Source organism: Streptomyces marianii (assembly GCF_005795905.1).
Lineage (GTDB): Bacteria > Actinomycetota > Actinomycetes > Streptomycetales > Streptomycetaceae > Streptomyces > Streptomyces marianii.
Genome location: NZ_VAWE01000001.1, coordinates 5357337 through 5375847, shown reverse-complemented (window position 1 = coordinate 5375847; position 18511 = coordinate 5357337). Strand labels below are relative to the sequence as shown.

Below are 18511 nucleotides of genomic sequence, written 5' to 3'. Positions count from 1 at the left end.
CGGGCGGTTCACCCACCCCGCGGGGTGAGAATAGACCCCCAATCACGCGCATTTCCGGGCTATCTGATACTTCACCAGCAAATGCATCAACCGGTGCGCCGTACGCGCTACCGGACCGAAGACGACGATCCCCGTCGAAAGGACACGTCCGCCCGCACCTCGCCGGCGCGCACCGGAATCCGGACACCCGGCCCGTCGACGCCCTGCGGTGGGGACGGTTGTCGCCGGGGCCCGGTTCAGTCGGTGTCGGGGTGGGGGTTCGTGCCGGGGTGGGGGTCGGTGTCGTGGCCCGTGGGGGTGCCTGTGCGTGTGCCGGTGTCTGCGCCGGTGTCTGCGCCGGTGTTGCGCAGGAGGGATTCGACGAGTGCGGTGACGTGCCGGCGGTCGGCCGGGGAGAGCTGCTGGACGCTGGCGATGAGGGTGGCGACCTCGGGGTCGGCGGGTGTGCCGGGGGTCTCCTCGAAGTACAGGTGGATTCCGCAGGCTTCGGCCGCGGCCCTGCGGACGGAGTCCAGGGGCAGTTCCAGTCCTCTGGCCAGGCCCTCGAGCGTGGCCTGCTGCGGCATACGGGTGACGCGTTCGGCGGTGGCCAGGTGGTGCACGGTGGAACGCGGAATGCCGCCGCGCCGGGCCACGTCGCCGTAGGACCAGCCCTGCTGCTCCAGCCGGATCTTCACCAATTCCTGCAGTGCGTTGGCCACGCGGGGGATTCTTCCCGCTGAGACACCGGTTGGCCAAACCGCCGTCAACGACTACACGGGGAGGCGACCGAGAGACGGGCGTCCAATGTAATCGGACATCTCAGCCGGAGCGATGGGACAAACACTCGGCACGCCTATCATGCAACCGGAAGACCATCGTCTTATGTCTACGGATACGGTGGCCTGCCAGTGATGCGTCCGGTGCCGGCTGGCCCAGGGGAGCCCCGGTCCGGACACCACCGATCGATCACGCAGCCAGCAGGCGTGCGGGGGGATGAAAGATGACGTCGACGCCGAACGGCGCCCGGCAGCAGGACGACGACCCTTCCCGGACCACGCAGCTTCGGGTTCCCCCGCAGCTCAGGACGGGAGGCCACCGGTTGCGCCCCAGGAAGGCGCTGCCGAGGTACGACTACGAGCATTACAGCCGGCTGGCCGGTCCCCTGACCCAGCCGAACCCGTCGAAACCGTACAAGGTGCAGTACCGCTCGCTGCTGTCGCAGGAGCCGCACCGCGTCCGCGCCGCTCTGCTCCTCGGGGCCGCGCCGCTGGTCTCGCTGGGTCTGTTCGCCTGGCTGATGCAGCCGCAGCACTGGACGGAGCGCGACCCCAATCTGGACAACGAGCTGCTGCTGTGGCTCGACGTCGTCATGCTCGTCTCGATCGGCCTGATCGAGCTCTTCCGCACGATGAACGTCCTGTCGAACGCACACGCGACACTCGTCGCCCGCGATCCGATACCCGTCGTGCCGGAGTCCGGCACCCGCGTCGCCTTCCTCACCTCCTTCGTGCCGGGCAAGGAGCCCCTGGAGATGGTGACCAAGACGCTCGAGGCGGCCGTGAAGATCCGCCACCGCGGGCTGATGCACGTCTGGCTGCTCGACGAGGGCGACGACCCGGCCGTGAAGGAGGTCTGCGAACGGCTCGGCGTCCACCACTTCTCCCGCAAGGGCGTAGCCAAGTGGAACCAGGAGAAGGGCGCCCACCGGGCCAAGACCAAGCACGGCAACTACAACGCCTGGCTCGAGGCGCACGGCGGGGACTACGACTTCTTCGCGTCCGTCGACACCGACCATGTACCGCTGCCGAACTACCTGGAGCGGATGCTCGGGTACTTCCGCGACCCGGACGTCGGATTCGTCATCGGCCCGCAGGTCTACGGCAACTACGACACCTTCGTCACCAAGGCCGCGGAGTCCCAGCAGTTCCTCTTCCACGCCCTGATCCAGCGCGCCGGCAACCGCTACGGCGCCCCCATGTTCGTCGGCACCTCCAACGCCGTGCGCATCAGCGCCATCAAGCAGATCGGCGGCCTGTACGACTCGATCACCGAGGACATGGCCACCGGCTTCGAGATGCACCGGGCCAAGAATCCGGGCACCGGCAACAAGTGGCGGTCCGTGTACACCCCGGACGTCCTGGCCGTCGGTGAGGGCCCGTCCGCCTGGACCGACTTCTTCACCCAGCAGCTGCGCTGGTCCCGCGGCACGTACGAGACGATCCTCAAGCAGTACTGGAAGGGCTTCGGCACACTGCCGGCCGGAAAGCTCTTCAACTACACGATGATGATCATCTTCTACCCGATGTCCGCCCTCAACTGGATCCTGGCGGCCCTCAGCTGTGCGCTGTTCCTGGGCATGGGCGCCTCGGGCGTGCAGATCGACCCGGCCATCTGGATGATGCTGTACGGCAACGCCTCGGCCCTGCAGATCGGCCTCTACATCTGGAACCGCCGCCACAACGTGTCGCCCCACGAGCCCGAGGGCTCCGGCGGCCTGGCCGGCATGGTGATGTCCGCGCTCTCCGCGCCGATCTATGCCCGCTCCCTGATGGACGCCGCGCTGCGCCGCAAGAGCAAGTTCGTGGTGACGCCCAAGGGCGACTCCTCCAGCCCGGACACGCTCTTCGGCACGTTCCGGATCCACCTCTTCTTCATCCTGGTCTTCGGCGGCTCGCTCGTCTCCTCGTTCTGGTTCGGGCACGACCACCCGGCGATGATCACCTGGGCCGGCCTGGCCCTGCTGATCACCGCGGCGCCCGTCTTCGCCTGGCGGTACGCGATCCGCGAGGAGAAGAGGAAGCGGAGGGGGCGGCGCCGTGCGAAGCCGGGGACGGGCGGCGGGGCCTCCGAGGCCGTGCCCCCTGCCGCCCATGAGCAGCAGTGGGCCCCCGCGGACCAGACCATGCAGATCGCCCTTGGGGGACGTAAGAAATGAGCACACTTCCCGTCCGGCCGAACCACCGGAAGAACCGGGCCCGACGGATCCTGATCGGCGCGGCGGTCGTGGCGGCGATCGCCGGGTTCAACGGACCGGCGATGTACCGGTACGGCTCGGAGCAGTACCACGAGTACAAGATCAACCGGCCCGAGTACAAGGCGGCGAACGGCCACTGGGACTTCCTCGACGTCCCGGAGAAGTACAAGATCAACACGATCCACGCCGCCCTGCTCCACACCGGCAAGGTGCTGCTGATCGCCGGCTCCGGCAACAACCAGAAGAACTTCGACGCCAAGAAGTTCGAGTCGGTGCTGTGGGATCCGAAGACGAACGACTTCAAGCACATACCCACGCCCAAGGACATGTTCTGCGCCGGGCACACCCAGCTGCCCGACGGCAAGCTGCTGGTCGCGGGCGGCACCAAGCGGTACGAGAAGCTCCAGGGTGACGTCACCAAGGCCGGCGGCCTGATGATCGTCCACAACGAGGATCCGGACAAGCCGATCACCCTGCCCGCGGGCACCAAGTTCACCGGCAAGAAGAACGGCAAGACGTTCGTCTCCAAGGACCCGGTCCTCGTCGAGAAGGCGAAGAAGGTCTTCGACAAGGAGACCGGGCGGTTCCTGCGCACCGAGGCGGGTCTCGGCCGGATCTACGTCGAGGCCTCGAAGTCCGGGAGGTCGTACGAGACCGGCACCGAGGACAACTACCGGGTGCACGGGCTCAAGGGCTCGGACAACCGGAACGTCTACGGCATCGCGCAGAAGCTCGCCCTCGACAAGAAGGACTTCCAGGGCATCAAGGAGGCCTACGAGTTCGACCCGGTCGCGGAGAAGTACATCACCGTCGACCCGATGAACGAGGCCCGCTGGTATCCCACGCTCACCACGCTCGAGGACGGCAGGGTCCTGTCCCTGTCCGGCCTGGACGAGATCGGCCAGATCGTCCCGGGCAAGGACGAGATCTACGACCCGAAGACGAAGAAGTGGGAGTACACCGGCTTCGAGCGGCGCTTCCCGACCTACCCGGCGATCTTCCTGATGGACAACGGGAAGCTCTTCTACTCCGGTTCCAACGCCGGATACGGTCCCGCGGACGTCGGCCGTGACCCCGGGATCTGGGACCTGGACACCAACAAGTTCACCAAGGTGCCCGGGCTGAGCGACCCGGACCTGATGGAGACCTCGGCGACCGTGATGCTGCCGCCCGCCCAGGACCAGCGGTTCATGGTCATCGGCGGCGGCGGGGTCGGCGAGTCCGAGAAGTCCAGCGAGAAGTCCCGGCTGGTCGATCTGAAGGACCCGCAGCCCCGCTTCAAGGACGGCGCCTCCCTCGACAAGGGCACGCGCTACCCGAGCGCCTCGCTGATGCCGGACGACAGCGTCCTGGTCACCGGCGGCTCCGAGGACTATCGGGGCCGCAGCGGCTCCAACATCCTCCAGGCGCGCACCTACGACCCGAAGACGGGCGAGTACACACGGATCGCCGACCCCCGGGTCGGCCGCAACTACCACTCGGGTTCGGTGCTGCTGCCCGACGGCCGGGTGATGATCTTCGGCTCCGACTCGCTCTTCGGCGACGACGCCAACACCAAGCCCGGCGTCTTCGAGCAGCGGATCGAGATCTACACCCCGCCCTACCTCTTCCGGGACTCCCGGCCGGAGATCGGCGCCGGCCCGAAGAAGATCGCGCGCGGTGGCTCGGCGACCTTCAAGAGTCCGGACGCGGCGAAGCTGAAGTCGGCGAAGCTGATGCGGCCCAGCGCGGTGACGCATGTGACCGATGTCGACCAGCGGTCCATCGCGCTGGAGATGACGAAGACGGCGGGCGGTTTCGAGGTCACCGTGCCCGAGAACCGCTCCCTGGTCCCGTCCGGCTGGTACATGCTGTTCGTGACGGACGACAAGGGCACCCCGTCGGAGGCCGTCTGGGTCGAGGTCCCGTAGGACGGGACGGCGAACGGACACGACGGCGAAGGGGGCTCCCGCGGTGGGAGCCCCCTTCGCCGTCGTGTGTAGGGCTACTCGCTGTTGCGGGCCAGTTCGAGCGCGTACTCCGGGTACCAGTCGCCTGCCTTGGGACCGCCCTTGCAGTCACCGTCGGACTCACCCGGCCGCTTCACCCACAGATAGGCGTCGACGAGCGGATCACCGGTCTTCGTCGTGGGCTCCTCGCCCAGGGCGCGGCCCGGCGGGTTGCACCAGTTCTCCTTCGGATCGCCCTGCGTGTACGGCCCGTTGCCGTTGCGGCTGGTGTCGACCACGAAGTGCTTCCCACCGACCTTGGCGGAGAGCTTGCGGCCGAAGTCCTTGCTGGCCTCGGTCGTCTGGAAGTTGGAGACGTTGACCGCGAAGCCGTCGGCCCGGTCGATGCCGGCCCGGCGCAACGGATCCGGGAGGGAGCCCGGGTCCGCCCAGCCCGCGTTGCCCGCGTCCAGATAGACCTTGGTCGCCGGGAGTCGCCCGAGCCGTTCGATGGCCCCCTTCAGCAGGTCGTACCGCTCCTGGTGGTACTCCTGCGGGGTGCAGCCGTCCACCAGGTGCAGCACGGCGTCCGGTTCGAGGACGACGGTGGCCCGGCGGTCGCCGATGCCCTCGGCGACCTTGTCGACCCAGGCGCGGTAGGCGTCGCCGTCCGAGGCACCGCCCTTGGAGAACTGACCGCAGTCCCGGTGCGGGATGTTGTAGAGGACCAGCAGGGCGTCGCGATCCGCCTTCGCGGCGGCCTCCGTGTACCCCCGCGCCTCGCCCTCCGGGTCGTCGGGGCCGATCCACTCCCCCACCGGCTGGGCCGCGATCTTCCTGATCAGCTCGGCGTTCGAGCTGTCGCCGTCATCGAGGTACGACGCCACCTGCTTCGCCGCGTTCCCTTCGGGGTTCACCCAGTACGGATCCGTAGCCTTGGGCTGCTGCGCCGCGGGCTTGTCGCCGTCGCCGTCCGAGGAGGAGCATCCCGCCACCAGCAGAACGGCCCCCATCGCGGCCGCCGTCCATCGGGCGCGCCCGACTCGACTGCCGTACATCCGCTCCCCCTTGGTGCACTGTGGTACATGCCGGACCACCCCCCAGGCGCCCCGCTGCCGGAACGAGCCCGGCCGGCTCCATCCTGACACACGCGGTCCGCCGACCACGAGGCAACCGAGGCCGCGGTGCCTCCCCGCCGGACACGGCCGGGGGCGGCAGGTGCGCTCTCGTGCGTGATGTCCCGGACCGCGACCGGCGGCGCGGCCCCGGCGGCCCCGAACGCCGCTTCCAGCGGGCCTCAGATGCCGCGCGCGTCCGTGAGGTACGCGGACACCACGACGTTCGCCGTGTACGAAGCGGTCTTCTTGTCGTAGGTGCCACCGCAGGTGATGAGCCGGAGCTCGGCCCGGCCCGGGTGGTGCGCCCCGTACACCTTCCGGGCGTCGAACCGGTCCCGGCTGACGACCTGGACGTCCTCGATGGTGAAGACGGCGACCGAACCGTCGGTCCGGGTCACCTTGACCGACTCGCCCGGGCGGGCCGCGCTGAGGCCGTAGAAGACCGCCGGCTCGGTCCTGGTGTCGACGTGGCCGACGAACAGCGCCGCGCCCTCGGCACCGGGCCGGGTTCCGGTGCCGAACCAGCCGACGGCGTCCGGGGTGGCGAACGGCGGCGGTTCGACCGCGCCCGTCGTGTCCAGGCCGCGGGCGACGACGGGGGCCGAGACCCCTATCGAGGGAATGTCCACCCTGGTGGGCCCGGCCGGTGCCAGCGGCTCCCGGGCGGGCGGCAGTGGCACGCCGAGCGGACGGCCCACCGCCGCCACGTCCCCCGTCGTGGGGGCCGAGGAGCCACCGGCACCGTCGCTGGCCTCACGGCCCCAGAACCACAGGCCCATCAGCAGGACCGCCCAGGCCACGCCGGTGAGCAGCCGGCCGCTGCCCGGAGGCGCCTCGTCGCCGGAAGGCACGGCAGGTCAGTCCCGGTCCGGGGGGCCGACGCGCCGGCGGCGGGCGCTGCGGAAGGCCACGGCGACGGCCGCCGCTCCGGCCAGGAGCAGCCCGATCACCGTGTGCGGCGTGCCGGGGCCCTGGGTGTCGGCGGACTTGGCGCTCTGCGCGGCCAGTCGTTCGGCGGCGCCGCCGCCACCGGCGCGGACGGGGGCGACGGGGCTCTCGGCCGGGTCGGGGTCCTCGACCAGGTCCTCCGGGCCGTCTCCCTCGTGGGAGCCGTCGTCGGAGCCGTCCCCGTGATCCCGGGACCCGTCGTCCTTCCTGCCGTCGCGGGAACCCTCGTCCTTCTTCCCGTCGTCCTTCTTCCCGTCGCGGGAACCCTCGTCCTTCTTCCCGTCGTCCTTCTTCCCGTCGCGGGAACCCTCGTCCTTCTTCCCGTCGTCCTTCTTCCCGTCCCGGGACCCCTCGTCCTTCTTCCCGTCCCGGCCCTCACGGTCCTGCTTGCCGTTCTCCTCCTCGCCCTGCTTGTCGTCGGGCTGGAAGCGGGAGGGCGGCGTGAGCGTGACGATCTGGAGCCGGTCCACGGCACCGCTCTCCCGGCCGTCCTGCACCTCGCTCCCGGGTTCCGCTCTGACGGGGTGGACCGTGTCCGGGGGCCGGGCACCTTCCTCCGCGTGCGCGGTACCCGGGACGGGCGCCAGAATCAGGAATCCGGCGGCCGCCCCTACGACACGGAGAGCAATCGGAACTGAACGCATTGTGAACCTCCTGGTGTAAAGAGATTCACGCGTTCCGCCCAGTTCCGCATCTCCAGGGGCCCCGGACGGGTCAGTGCCACGAGGCCGTCCGGGCCTTTGACCGGGTCAGATCCGGTCCACGAGGTCCGCGATGGAGTCGACCACCGTGGAGGGCCGGAAGGGGTGGCGGTCGATGTCCGCGGGCGCCGTCAGACCGGTCAGTACGAGGAAGGTCTCCATACCCGCCTCGAGCCCCGCCAGCACATCGGTGTCCATCCGGTCGCCGATCATCGCGCTGGACTCGGAGTGGGCCCCGATGGCGTTCAGCCCGGCCCGCATCATCAGCGGATTCGGCTTGCCCACGAAGTACGGGTCCTTGCCGGTGGCCTTGGTGATCAGTGCGGCGACCGATCCGGTCGCGGGCAGCGGGCCCTCGGCGGAGGGCCCGGTCTCGTCCGGGTTGGTGCTGATGAAGCGGGCTCCGCCGTTGATCAGCCGGATCGCCTTCGTCAGCGCCTCGAAGCTGTACGTACGGGTCTCGCCGAGGACCACGTAGTCGGGATCCTGGTCGGTGAGGACGTACCCGATCTCGTGGAGGGCGGTGGTCAGCCCCGCCTCGCCGATGGCGTACGCCGTACCGCCGGGGCGCTGGTCGTCCAGGAACTTGGCGGTGGCCAGCGCTGACGTCCAGATGTTCTCGATCGGGACGTCCAGACCCATCCGCGCCAGCCTGGCGTGCAGGTCCCGAGGGGTGTAGATGGAGTTGTTGGTGAGGACGAGGAACGGTTTGTCGCTCTCCCGGAGCTTCTTGATGAAGGAGTCGGCGCCCGGAATCGGCACTCCCTCGTGGATGAGGACACCGTCCATGTCGGTGAGCCAGGATTCGATCGGCTTGCGCTCTGCCATGAGGCGGACTCCTGCCGTACGCGTAGTGCGAGGTGCGGTGTGCTGACGGGGCGCCGCCACGACGATGTACCGGCGCCCTCCAGCCTAGTGCCGCGTCAGGCAAGGTTTGCCCGTCAAGGAGCGGCGTCCGGTGCGGTGAATCGCAAGGCGCCGGATCGACCTCGTAGTGGGCCTACTCCGTTGATTCGGCAACGCCGCGAGTCGCCGTGCCGGGCGCCGCGACGGGGCGAACGTTGCCTGATGCGGCACTAGTCAGGAAGCCGTGACCCTGACCCCGTCGATCCCCCAGTACCAGTTGTCGGCCCCGACGGACAGCCTGCTCTGATCTCCCGGAAAGCGCAGGGGGCGGCTGTTGCGCAACACCGGCACCGGCGCGTGCCGCTCCACAGTCGGAATCGCCACCGCCGGCTGGGGCCGCTTCAAGGGACTCTTCTCTGACCGATGCCGACATGCGGGGTGATTCGGCCCCGCACGCAGCCGCGCACCAGCCGCTTCTGAGGCTGAGCAGTCCAGGCGCGTCCGCGTCGCGAAGCAGCCCCAGATTCGGCAGTTGCACACCTGCCTTGCCGTGGAATGCCTCGGGGCTACTACTCCAGCCGTAGATGGTGATCACGAGCGAGAGGAGCCGGCATCGAGTGAAAGCGCTCTTCTACCGGGACCGGCGCCGGAGCATGAGGAGCACCACCGCTCCGGCCAGGAGCACACCACCGGCCGTGGCCATACCCACCGAGTGCCAGGGACGGGTACCGGTCGCGGCGAGTTCGTGCGCCTCCCGCCGGGCGGTGCCGTCCTCGCCGGACCCGTCGCCGGGGGTTCGGGGCCGGGCCGCCTCCGGTTCGGCGGTGGACTCCGAGGGCCGGCCGGTGGGCTCGGGCGCGACGATGGCGAAACGGTAGTCGTTGGACTCCCCCACCCAGTCCCCGTCCGCCCCCCGGCGCTGGACGACGGCGGCGTTCGCGACGACGGTGTCGGGGGTCGTGGTGCGGTCGGGGAAGGCGAGCCGTACCCGTACGGAGAACGTGCCGCCGGCCGGCAGCGACAGGCCCGCGAACCCGCCCGAGCCCGCGCCGAAGGCGCCGACGGCCTCCCCCTGGTCCGTGTTCTCGATGGTGACGGTCCGCCACATCCGCGCGGCGCCGTCGAAGAACTCCAGCCGGACCCGGTCCGGCTGGATGGCCCGGCCCTGGCCGGCGAGCACGACCACGGGGTGGATGTTCAGACACGGCTGGGCCGTGGTGTTGGACAGTTCGACGGAGAACTCTTGGGCGCCGCCGCCGGCCCGGTACTCCTCCGGGCCCCGCACGATGCGGGTGGCGACCGGGAACTCGACCGCGTTCAGATCGCCGCAGGACGGCTGCTGCTGGAGGGGCGCTCCGCCGGGTGCCGCGGGCGATGCGACGTTCGGCGCACCGGACTGCGGCGCGTTGGGCTGGGGGACGGCGGGCTGCGGAACCGGTGGCACGGGCGCCGCCGGGGGTTGCTGGGGTGCCGGGGGCTGGGGCACGAGGGGCTGCGGCACGGTGGACGCGGGCGGCACGGGCTGGGGTGGGAGGCGCCGGGGCGGGGTACGCCGGACGGCCGGAGCGGACCCCGGCGGGGCGGGTTGCTGCCGGCCGGTGCGGGGCGGTACGGACTGGGAAGCGCCCGTACGGGGCGGTGCGGGAGGTGGTGCGGCCGTCCCCGGCGCCGACGGTACGGGCCCCGGGGTCTGCGGGGGGTGCGCTGGGGCCGGTCCCGCCAGGACGACCGGGACGAGGGCGGCCGTGACGGCTCCGGCGGCGAGGGCGGTGCGCAGGCACATGGGGAACCTCAGCAGATCGCGAGCGTGGGCGGCGTCGGCAGCGACGCTGCCACGCGCGCGCCCGCCCGCCGGGTACCGACGCCACCTCGCGACCTGAAAATCACACCATTACGCCCGGTTGGCGGAACCCGTCGCCTCCGCACGCCCGAACAGCGGGGCCAGCACGAGCTGTGCCGCCCCCTCCGCCACGGGGTGGGCGCCGGTCTCGGCCCGCGCGACGTGGACGGCCCCGTCGCCGACCACCGCGCGGACGCCCCGGACGAACGTCTCCACGTCGGCGAGGACCGTACGCCCACCGAGCAGCACCTGGTCGACGTCGAGCAGCCGTACGAGGTTCGCCGCCCCGGTGCCCAGGATCCTGGCCGCTTCACCGAGCTCACCGCGGGCGACGGCCGCGAGGCACAGGGCCTCGATGCAGCCGCGGTTGCCGCAGGGACAGACCGGGCCGTCGAGCCGCACGACCTGGTGCCCGAACTCGCCGGCGCCGGTGCGCGCCCCCCGGTGCACCACACCGCCGATCACGAGCCCGGCGCCCAGTCCCGTACCGAGGTGGAGATAGGCGAACGACCCCGGCGCGGCCGTGGCGCCGGTAGCGGATGCGGAGGGGGCGGAGCCGCCGGCGGCGGAGACGGGGCCACCGCCCATCGGCCCGGGCGCCGGACCGGAACCCCCGGACCCCGCCTCCGGTCGCCCCCGCAACGCGAGTGCCAGTGCAACCGCGTTGGTGTCCTTGTCCAGGACGACCGGCAGGCCGAGCCGTTCCGCGAGCTCGTCGCGGAGCGGGACGCCCGCCCACCCCGGCGCGCCGGTCACTCGGCCCGGGACCCCGTTCCAGTGGTCCAGCGGACCCGGCATGCCGACCCCGACGCCGAGCACCCGCTCCGGCTCGCCCGCCAGCAGCGCCCGCACCTCGCCGGTCGCCGCCGACATGACGTCGGGCACCGCACCAGCGAGGTCCAGCGCCCGGGTACCGGACGCGACCACCGTGCCGGCGAGGTCCACGAGGACGGCCGTCAGCTCGTCGCGGTCGAGGTGGAGCCCCACGGCGTGCGCGGCGGACGGGACGAGGCGCAGGACCGTACGGGGCTTGCCGCCGGTGGACGCACGACGGCCCGCCTCGGTCGCCAGCCCGTCCGCCCGCAGCCTCGCCGTGATCTTGCTGACGGCCTGGGGCGTGAGTCCGGTGCGCTCGGCCAGCTCCAGCCGGCTGATCCCGTCCTCGTCGGCCGCCCTCAGCAGATCCAGCACCAGCGCCGCGTTGTGGCTGCGCAGTACCGGAAGATTCGCACCCGCGTTGCTCCACTTCACCCCGCCATTGTGCGGTGCGCTTGCACTTTGGAAACAGCGTTGCTTAAGTGGGGCCCATGACTGGCAGCACTGGCATCGGCGCCGCGACCGGGAATCCCACCCCGGCCGGGACGCCCTTCCGTGTCGGACTCGTCGGCTACGGCCTGGCGGGTTCCGTCTTCCACGCCCCGCTCATCGCGGCCACCGAGGGCCTCGTCCTCGACACGGTCGTGACGTCGAGCGAGGAGCGCCGGGACCAGGCACGTGCCGAGTTCCCCGACGTCCGCTTCGCGGCCACGGCCGACGGGCTGTGGGAGCGCGCGGACGAGCTCGATCTGGTCGTCGTCGCGTCTCCCAACAAGACGCATGTCCCGGTCGCCACCGCCGCCCTCGACGCCGGACTCCCCGTCGTCGTGGACAAGCCGATCGCCGGGACCGCCGCCGGGGCCCGGGCGCTCGCCGACCTCGCGGAGAAGAGCGGCCTGCTGCTGTCCGTCTTCCAGAACCGCCGCTGGGACAACGACTTCCTCACCCTCCGCCGTCTGCTCGAGGACGGCGAGCTCGGCGAGGTCCGGCGCTTCGAGTCCCGGTTCGAGCGCTGGCGCCCACAGCTCAAGGGCGGCTGGCGCGAGTCGGGCGCCCCCGAGGAGATCGGCGGCCTCCTGTACGACCTGGGCAGCCACGTCGTCGACCAGGCCCTCACCCTCTTCGGGCCGGCGGTGCGCGTGTACGCGGAGTCCGACGTACGCCGCCCGGGCGCCGAGACCGACGACGACACGTTCATCGCCGTCACGCACGCCGGAGGCGTCCGCTCGCACCTCTACGTGAGCGCCACCACCGCCCAGCTCGGCCCCCGCTTCCGGGTCCTGGGCTCGGCCGCCGGCTATGTGAAGTACGGCCTCGACCCGCAGGAGGCCGCGCTGCGCGACGGCGACCGGCCGGAACCGGGCCGGCCGTGGGGCCGGGAGCCGCAGGAGCGGTGGGGGCGCCTGGGCTCCGGCGAGTCGCCGCTGACGGGTGGCGGGCACCCCGTCGAGACCCTGCCCGGCGACTACCCGGCGTACTACGCCGGCGTCGCCGCCGCCCTGCGCGACGGCACCGCCCCGCCGGTCACCGCGTACGAGGCGGCCGACGCCCTCGACGTACTGGAGGCGGCCCGCCGCTCCGCCCGCGACGGCGTCACCGTGGAACTCGGCGCGTGAGCGGCGGCGGTGCACAGCCCGGCCTCCCCGGGATAGCCGTGCTCGAGGCACAGGAGGAGCGTCTGACACTGCGCCGGTTCACCCACGACGACGCCTGGGCCCTCGGCTCGGCGCTGGCCGAACTGGCGCGCGAGCGGCAGGCTCCGGTCGCGATCGACATCCGTCGCGGCGGCCAGCAGCTGTTCCACTGCGCCCTCCCCGGGTCGTCGGCGGACAACGACGCCTGGATCGACCGCAAGCGGCGGGTCGTCGAGCGCTACGGCGAGAGCTCGCTCCTCGTCGGCAGCAGGTTCCGCGCCAAGGGCACGACGTTCGAGGAGTCGTCCCGGCTCGATCCCGACCGGTACGCGGCGCACGGCGGATCGTTCCCGGTCCGCGTCGAGGGCGCCGGCGTCATCGGCACGGTCACGGTCTCCGGCCTTCCGCAGGTCGAGGACCACGCGATGGTGGTGGAGGCACTGGAGCGCCTCCTCGCCTCCTGAGGACCCGCGGAGGGGGTGAATCCCCCGCACCCCCTCCGCGACCCTTCTCCTCCTCGCCCCGCTCTTCCCTCCTCCTCGCCCCCGCCCGTGCGGCGCCTCCCCGGACGGCTCCCCGACCGTGCGGCCTACGCGTCCTTCAGCACCTGGCGCTGGCGTCCGAGCCCTTCGATCTCCAGCTCGACGACGTCACCGGCCCGCAGATACGGCTTGGGCTCCGGCTGCCCCATCGCCACACCGGCGGGCGTACCGGTGTTGATGACGTCCCCCGGGTACAGGGTCATGAACTGGCTGACGTACCGGACCACTTCGGCGACGGGGAAGATCTGGTCGGCGGTGGAGCCGTTCTGCTTCAGCTCACCGTTGACCCAGAGCTTCAGCGGCAGCGCCTGCGGGTCCGGCACCTCGTCCCGGGTCACCAGCCAGGGTCCCAGCGGGTTGAACGTCTCGCAGTTCTTGCCCTTGTCCCAGGTGCCGCCGCGCTCGATCTGGAACTCCCGCTCCGAGACGTCGTGCGCGACGGCGTAGCCGGCGATGTGGGCCAGCGCCTCCTCGTGGGACTCCAGACAGCGCGCGGTACGCCCGACGACCACCGCGAGCTCGACCTCCCAGTCCGTCTTCTCGCTGTTGCGCGGCACGAGGACGGTGTCGTCGGGTCCGACGACCGTGTCTGACGCCTTGAGGAAGACGACGGGCTCGGCCGGGGGCGCCGCGCCGGTCTCCGCCGCATGGTCGTGGTAGTTCAGCCCGATGCACACGACCTTGCCGACACGGGCGACCGGCGGGCCGATCCGCTCCCCGGCGGCGTCGAGCACCGGGAGCTCCCCGGCCTCCGCGGCCGACCGGATCCGGTCGAGCGCCTCCTCGTCGGCGAGCAGCGCCCCGTCGATGTCCGGCACCAGTCCGGACAGGTCTCGCAGCGTCGTCCCGTCCCGGTCGAGCAGCGCGGGGCGTTCCGAACCCGCTTCACCGACACGCAGCAGCTTCATCTCTGTTCTCCCTGTGGTCCCTGTCGTCGAGGTGGCCCCGCTTGAGGAGTCCCCGCGTGCGGCGGAGGGGAAGGTGCGGCTTCTTCGGAGGTTTGGCTGATCCTCCAAGAGAACAGGACAGCCCACAAGACCCTGTTCACAACCTGGACCGTTACCCGACGGTAGTCAGCGCCCCCGCAGCCGGTGCGTCCCGGTACAGGAACACCCTTTCCACCGCGCTCCACGTCGCGCTGGTCACCACATAGAGCGCCGCCGCCAGCGGCACCACGGCGACGGTGATCAGCGTCGCGAACGACATCAGCGGCAGCACCTTCGTCATCGCACCCATCCCCGGCAGCGCCTGCTCCGGCCGGGCCGGACCGGCGGCCGCGAGCTGCCGCCCGGTCCGCACGTACGTGAACGTGGCCACGACGGCGACGATCCCGAACAGCACGAGGTACACCGACCCGGCCGGCCCGAACACCCCGCCCTGCGCGAGCGCGTCGGCCCACCGGCCGCCCAGCTCGGCACCGAACAGGCTGTGCCCGAGCAGCTCGTTCGCCTCCCCGCCGATCCCGGAGCTGGAGAACAGGTGGTACATGAGGAAGAACGCGGGCAGCTGCAGCAGTCCGGGCAGGCAGCCCGCCAGCGGCGAGACCCTCTCCCTCGTGTGCAGTTCCAGGACGGCACGCCGCAACCGCTCCGCGTCCTCGCCGTGCTTCCTGCGCAGCTCGGCCATCTGCGGCGCGAGCCGGGCCCGTTCTTTCTGCCCCCGAGCCGCCGCGCGGGACAGCGGGTGGACGGCCAGCCGAACCAGCACGGTGAACAGGACTATCGCCGCGGCGGCGGCGGAAGTGTGGAACAGCGGCTGGACCAGGTCGGCGAGGCAGCCGACCAGAGAAGCGAACAGGGACGTGAGTGCGGACATGGAGGCCCTCCGGGTCTCGTCGTGCCGGGAAGAACGGATATGTCGGCATGACGACCCGCGAAGGGACACACGCTCCCGAGGGGGCACGCGTGAGAAGGATCAGGGCGAGGTGGCGTCCCTACGCGGCCGTCGTCGAGGGACGACCGGGAGCCCTGGGCCGACAGCGGCCCGCGGAGTCGGGATCGCGCTGCGGCAGGAACGCCGTGCGCTGCTCGCGATCACGCAGCGCGGTACGTATGCGGGTGGGCGGCACCCGCGGCACCGACCGCGAGAGGATCAGCGCACAGGCGACGAGCGCGGCACCGGCCGCCGCGGTGGCGGCGAGGGCCACGGCGGTGGAGAGTCCGATGCCCTCGGCGACGAAGACCTCGACGAGGATGAAGAGCAGCAGCGCGAGCGGCCTCAGCACACGCCAGGTCTGACCGGCCATGCGTGCCCCTCCCTTGCGTCCCCGCCCCGCTCGCCGCGGTGGCCGTGCGGCCCTACGGCGATGGCTGTGCGGCCCTACGGCGATGGCTGTGCGGCCCTACGAGTGATGCGAACCTCCACTCGTTATACACGAGCGGAATGTCCTCCGGGTTCCCTGTGGAAAACCTCGACGACGCACCTCATGCCCGGCCCGCGGAAAGACCGGCGACGGGCACGGGCCCTCCCCGAGCGCCCGCGGCCGCCCGCGCCGGGCCGCCAGGCGCGGCGCGTGGCTCACCGGGGCCGCACGGCGGCGAGCTTTCCCCACACCACCAGCCGGTACTCGGACGTGTACTCGGGCGTGCACGTCGTCAGCGTCACGTAACGGCCGGGCTCGCCGTACCCGTAACCGGGCCGGACCGCGCTCCGCGGCACGGCCGCGATCACCCCGCCGTCACTCGCGGACGTCTGCGGCAGTTGCTTGTCCACGACGTAGGTGAAGACGCCGGTGCGGGTCTCCACCTCGATCCGGTCGCCCTTGCGCAGCCGGTTGATGTAGCGGAACGGCTCGCCATGGGTGTTGCGGTGCCCCGCGACCGCGAAGTTTCCCGCCTGCCCGGGCTCCGCCGTCCGCGGATAGTGCCCGACGTACCCCTCGTCCAGCACGCCCCGCCTGGCGACGCCCCGCGCGACGGGCGCGACGACGCCGAGCCGCGGGATGCGCAGCACGGCGTACGCCTGGTCCCGGCGGGGCGCCGCCTCCACGGAACCCCTCCCAGCTCCGGCGCTCGGTGCACCCCGGTCCGGTGCGCCCTGCCCCGCACCCGCAGCCGGGCCCGTGCCGTCGCCCGACCCGGCCCCGGCATCCGGCCCGGGCGTCCGTACCCACTCCCGCTCCAGCGCCTCGACCTGCCGTGCGGCGCCCTCCTTGGCCTGCTGGTTGGTCCACCAGAGCTGGTGCACGACAAGCAGGAGCACCACGACGCCCAGGGTCACGGTCATCTCGGCACCGGCCCAGAGCGCGCGGGCGAGCCCGGCCCGGGCACCCACCCGGCACGCCCGTGTCCGCCGCCCCTGTACGACCACAGGTATCCGCCCGGCTCCCCGCCGCGGCCTCCGCTCCCGCACGGGGCGCACGATAGGGGCAGCCCCTCCAAGTCACCAGGCCCCTGCGAAGCCCCGTACAGCAGTACGGTGTGCTGCATGCGCCCCGACACGCCTGCCGACCACACCGCCGAAGCCGAGCGCCTGCTGCGCACAGCGGAGCAGTACCCGGAGGACCGTGAGCCGCTGCTGCTCCAGGCCGCGGCACACCTGGAGCTCTCCGGCGACCGGGCCCGTGCGAGCGGCCTGTACGACAGCCTCCTCGCCGACGATCCGGACAACTCGCACCTGATCAAGGCGCTCCAGGCGGCCAACCTGTGGGAGTACGGCCACGAGGCGGAGGCACGCACGCTCATCGACGGCATCCGCACGGCGGCACCGGACGACGCGGCACCGTGGGAGATCGTCGCCGAGACGCTGGAGGCCCACGACGAACTCGAGGCGGCCCACTCCACCTTCACCGAGGCGGTCACCCGGCTCATCGCCCCGGACGAGGAGACCTCCTACTCGACCCAGTCCCTCCTGACGGGCCGCCACCGCGTGCGCCGCCTCCTGGCGCTGCCGCACGACGACTGGGACACCCTCGCCGACCGCCTCCACGCAGCGGCCGTCCCCCTGGACGAACTCCACGACCCCAAGCGCCTGTGGGCCCTCGGCTCCTCGGACCCCGCGGAGCTCCGCGCCGAGATCGACCGTCTCCGCTCCGAACTGGGCACCTACCGGGCCGCCCTGTCCCGCCCCTTCCCGGTCGCGGTCCTCCACTGGCCGGCCCCCGAACTGACCGAACTCCTCGGCACGTACCCCTCGCTGGCCTCGGAGTACCCGACCCACGACGCCCATCTCACCGCCATCGAGTCCGCCCTGCGCGACCTCGCGGCAACGGGCACGGGCAACCTCGGCATCGTCACCGGCACGGTCCCCTCCTACGAGGCCTTCGCCGCTTCGGAGGCCACCTCCCCCGCGGACGCCTCGCTCCTCCCCCAGTACGCCACGACACTGGCTGCCCGCGGCAAGGCGACGCCATGGCCCCCGACGAAGGGGGCACTGTGCTGGTGCGGGTCGAGGGCGGCGTACGGGGGGTGCCACGGGGTGGCCAGGCCCTGATCGCTGTCGGCGGTATCTCCGGGAAGTGGTCGCAGGGGAGTGGGACGGGTGACGAGGCCGGTGAACGCCGAGCAGCCGGTTGCCGGGCTCTACGAGCAGTTGATCACCTTGAGGCTGGAGAACCGGCTCAAGGACCTGGAAGCGGACGGCCGATGGCACGCGATGGACGACGTCGTGGGGCCCGAGTCATCCCCCCACGTCATCGCTCGTCACGTGGCGGAGACGACCAGGCTGGTGCTGGAACGGCCACCCGCAGCAGATCGGGTGCACGCGGCGAACCACATCCTCGAAGCGATGAACACCGTGGACGGGGCTCGCGAGTGGGTCGACCTCGTCGCCGACGGCCCCCGGCAGTTGCTCGCGATCGCCGAGAGGGAAGCCCAGGGGGTGTACACCGTCCGCCCGGCGACGCCCCTGTCCGACACGGCACTCATCACCAACTCCCCCGAAGACCCGAGCCTCGGTTTCGAGTTGCGGGCCGAGCTGGCGACTGCTGACGGCGTCGACCTGCTCTGCGCCTTCGTGAAGTGGCACGGACTTCGCGTCATCGAGCGCTCCCTGACGAGCCTCCTCGGGGACGACGCCCCGCCGTACGACGAGCTTGACGACCTCGGCCAGGCACCAGACCTCGGACACCTCCCCCACCGGCATTCGCTATCGGACGCACAAGGAGCTGGGAAGCCACGTCCTCCTCTTCGTCCGCCGCTACAAGAAGACGGATATCGGCGGACCTCAGCCCCGGCTGCTCCTC

Annotated in this window: 15 protein-coding genes and 2 pseudogenes; 6 read left to right on the top strand and 11 right to left on the bottom strand. The window is 71.5% G+C overall.

Annotated elements, in window-relative coordinates; all coding sequences use genetic code 11:
- Positions 1-236: 236 nt before the first annotated feature.
- Positions 237-701 (bottom strand): helix-turn-helix domain-containing protein, encoded by a 465-nt coding sequence (locus FEF34_RS24260; RefSeq protein ID WP_138055024.1) that lies wholly within the window; start codon positions 699-701, stop codon positions 237-239.
- 281 nt (positions 702-982) lie between these two features.
- Between FEF34_RS24260 and FEF34_RS24255 the strand changes: the two genes are divergently transcribed.
- Positions 983-2917 (top strand): glycosyltransferase family 2 protein, encoded by a 1935-nt coding sequence (locus tag FEF34_RS24255; RefSeq protein ID WP_138055023.1) that lies wholly within the window; start codon positions 983-985, stop codon positions 2915-2917.
- Positions 2914-4866 (top strand): radical copper oxidase GlxA, encoded by a 1953-nt coding sequence (gene glxA, locus FEF34_RS24250; RefSeq protein ID WP_138055022.1) that lies wholly within the window; start codon positions 2914-2916, stop codon positions 4864-4866. Before FEF34_RS24255 ends, glxA begins: the two co-directional genes overlap by 4 nt.
- A gap of 74 nt (positions 4867-4940) precedes the next feature.
- Here glxA and FEF34_RS24245 read toward each other — a convergent pair whose 3' ends face one another.
- The 6 genes and pseudogenes from FEF34_RS24245 to FEF34_RS24220 form a co-directional block, all read right to left on the bottom strand.
- Entirely contained in the window at positions 4941-5942 is a 1002-nt protein-coding gene (locus FEF34_RS24245) for a glycoside hydrolase family 6 protein (protein WP_199800696.1), read from the bottom strand.
- Positions 5943-6184: 242 nt separating this feature from the next.
- A pseudogene (locus FEF34_RS24240) lies at positions 6185-6853 on the bottom strand (class F sortase); the annotation flags it as partial.
- A gap of 6 nt (positions 6854-6859) precedes the next feature.
- Positions 6860-7594 (bottom strand): hypothetical protein, encoded by a 735-nt coding sequence (locus FEF34_RS24235; RefSeq protein WP_138055020.1) that lies wholly within the window; start codon positions 7592-7594, stop codon positions 6860-6862.
- A gap of 105 nt (positions 7595-7699) precedes the next feature.
- Entirely contained in the window at positions 7700-8479 is a 780-nt protein-coding gene (locus FEF34_RS24230) for an HAD-IIA family hydrolase (RefSeq protein WP_138055019.1), read from the bottom strand.
- 649 nt (positions 8480-9128) lie between these two features.
- Positions 9129-9983, bottom strand: coding sequence for a hypothetical protein (locus FEF34_RS24225; protein WP_234042544.1), 855 nt, complete (start codon positions 9981-9983; stop codon positions 9129-9131).
- Positions 9984-10388: 405 nt separating this feature from the next.
- A complete protein-coding gene (locus FEF34_RS24220) occupies positions 10389-11588 on the bottom strand; it encodes an ROK family transcriptional regulator (protein WP_138055018.1) in 1200 nt (399 codons plus the stop codon).
- A 56-nt stretch (positions 11589-11644) separates the two neighbouring features.
- Here FEF34_RS24220 and FEF34_RS24215 point away from each other — a divergent pair, with 56 nt between their 5' ends.
- Positions 11645-12769 (top strand): Gfo/Idh/MocA family protein, encoded by a 1125-nt coding sequence (locus tag FEF34_RS24215; RefSeq protein WP_138055017.1) that lies wholly within the window; start codon positions 11645-11647, stop codon positions 12767-12769.
- A complete protein-coding gene (locus FEF34_RS24210) occupies positions 12766-13251 on the top strand; it encodes a heme-degrading domain-containing protein (RefSeq protein ID WP_138055016.1) in 486 nt (161 codons plus the stop codon). The genes FEF34_RS24215 and FEF34_RS24210 overlap by 4 nt, the downstream gene beginning before the upstream one ends.
- 125 nt (positions 13252-13376) lie before the next feature.
- Here FEF34_RS24210 and FEF34_RS24205 read toward each other — a convergent pair whose 3' ends face one another.
- The 4 genes from FEF34_RS24205 to FEF34_RS24190 all read right to left on the bottom strand — a co-directional run bounded on the left by FEF34_RS24205 (position 13377) and on the right by FEF34_RS24190 (position 16554).
- Complete coding sequence (locus tag FEF34_RS24205; RefSeq protein ID WP_138055015.1) at positions 13377-14237, bottom strand: fumarylacetoacetate hydrolase family protein; 861 nt, start codon at positions 14235-14237, stop codon at positions 13377-13379.
- A gap of 151 nt (positions 14238-14388) precedes the next feature.
- Positions 14389-15144 carry a YidC/Oxa1 family membrane protein insertase gene (locus FEF34_RS24200; protein ID WP_138055014.1) on the bottom strand — a complete coding sequence of 252 codons (756 nt, stop codon included), beginning with the start codon at positions 15142-15144 and terminating at the stop codon, positions 14389-14391.
- Between the two features lie 118 nt (positions 15145-15262).
- The gene (locus FEF34_RS24195) at positions 15263-15574 is read right to left on the bottom strand and encodes a DUF6412 domain-containing protein (protein ID WP_138055013.1); all 312 of its coding nucleotides are present in this window, start codon (positions 15572-15574) and stop codon (positions 15263-15265) included.
- A gap of 272 nt (positions 15575-15846) precedes the next feature.
- The gene (locus FEF34_RS24190; RefSeq protein WP_138055012.1) at positions 15847-16554 is read right to left on the bottom strand and encodes a class E sortase; all 708 of its coding nucleotides are present in this window, start codon (positions 16552-16554) and stop codon (positions 15847-15849) included.
- Between the two features lie 201 nt (positions 16555-16755).
- Between FEF34_RS24190 and FEF34_RS24185 the strand changes: the two genes are divergently transcribed.
- Entirely contained in the window at positions 16756-17760 is a 1005-nt protein-coding gene (locus FEF34_RS24185; RefSeq protein WP_138055011.1) for a tetratricopeptide repeat protein, read from the top strand.
- Between the two features lie 48 nt (positions 17761-17808).
- Positions 17809-18327: pseudogene (locus FEF34_RS24180) on the top strand (DUF3427 domain-containing protein); the annotation flags it as partial.
- Positions 18328-18511: the final 184 nt, after the last annotated feature.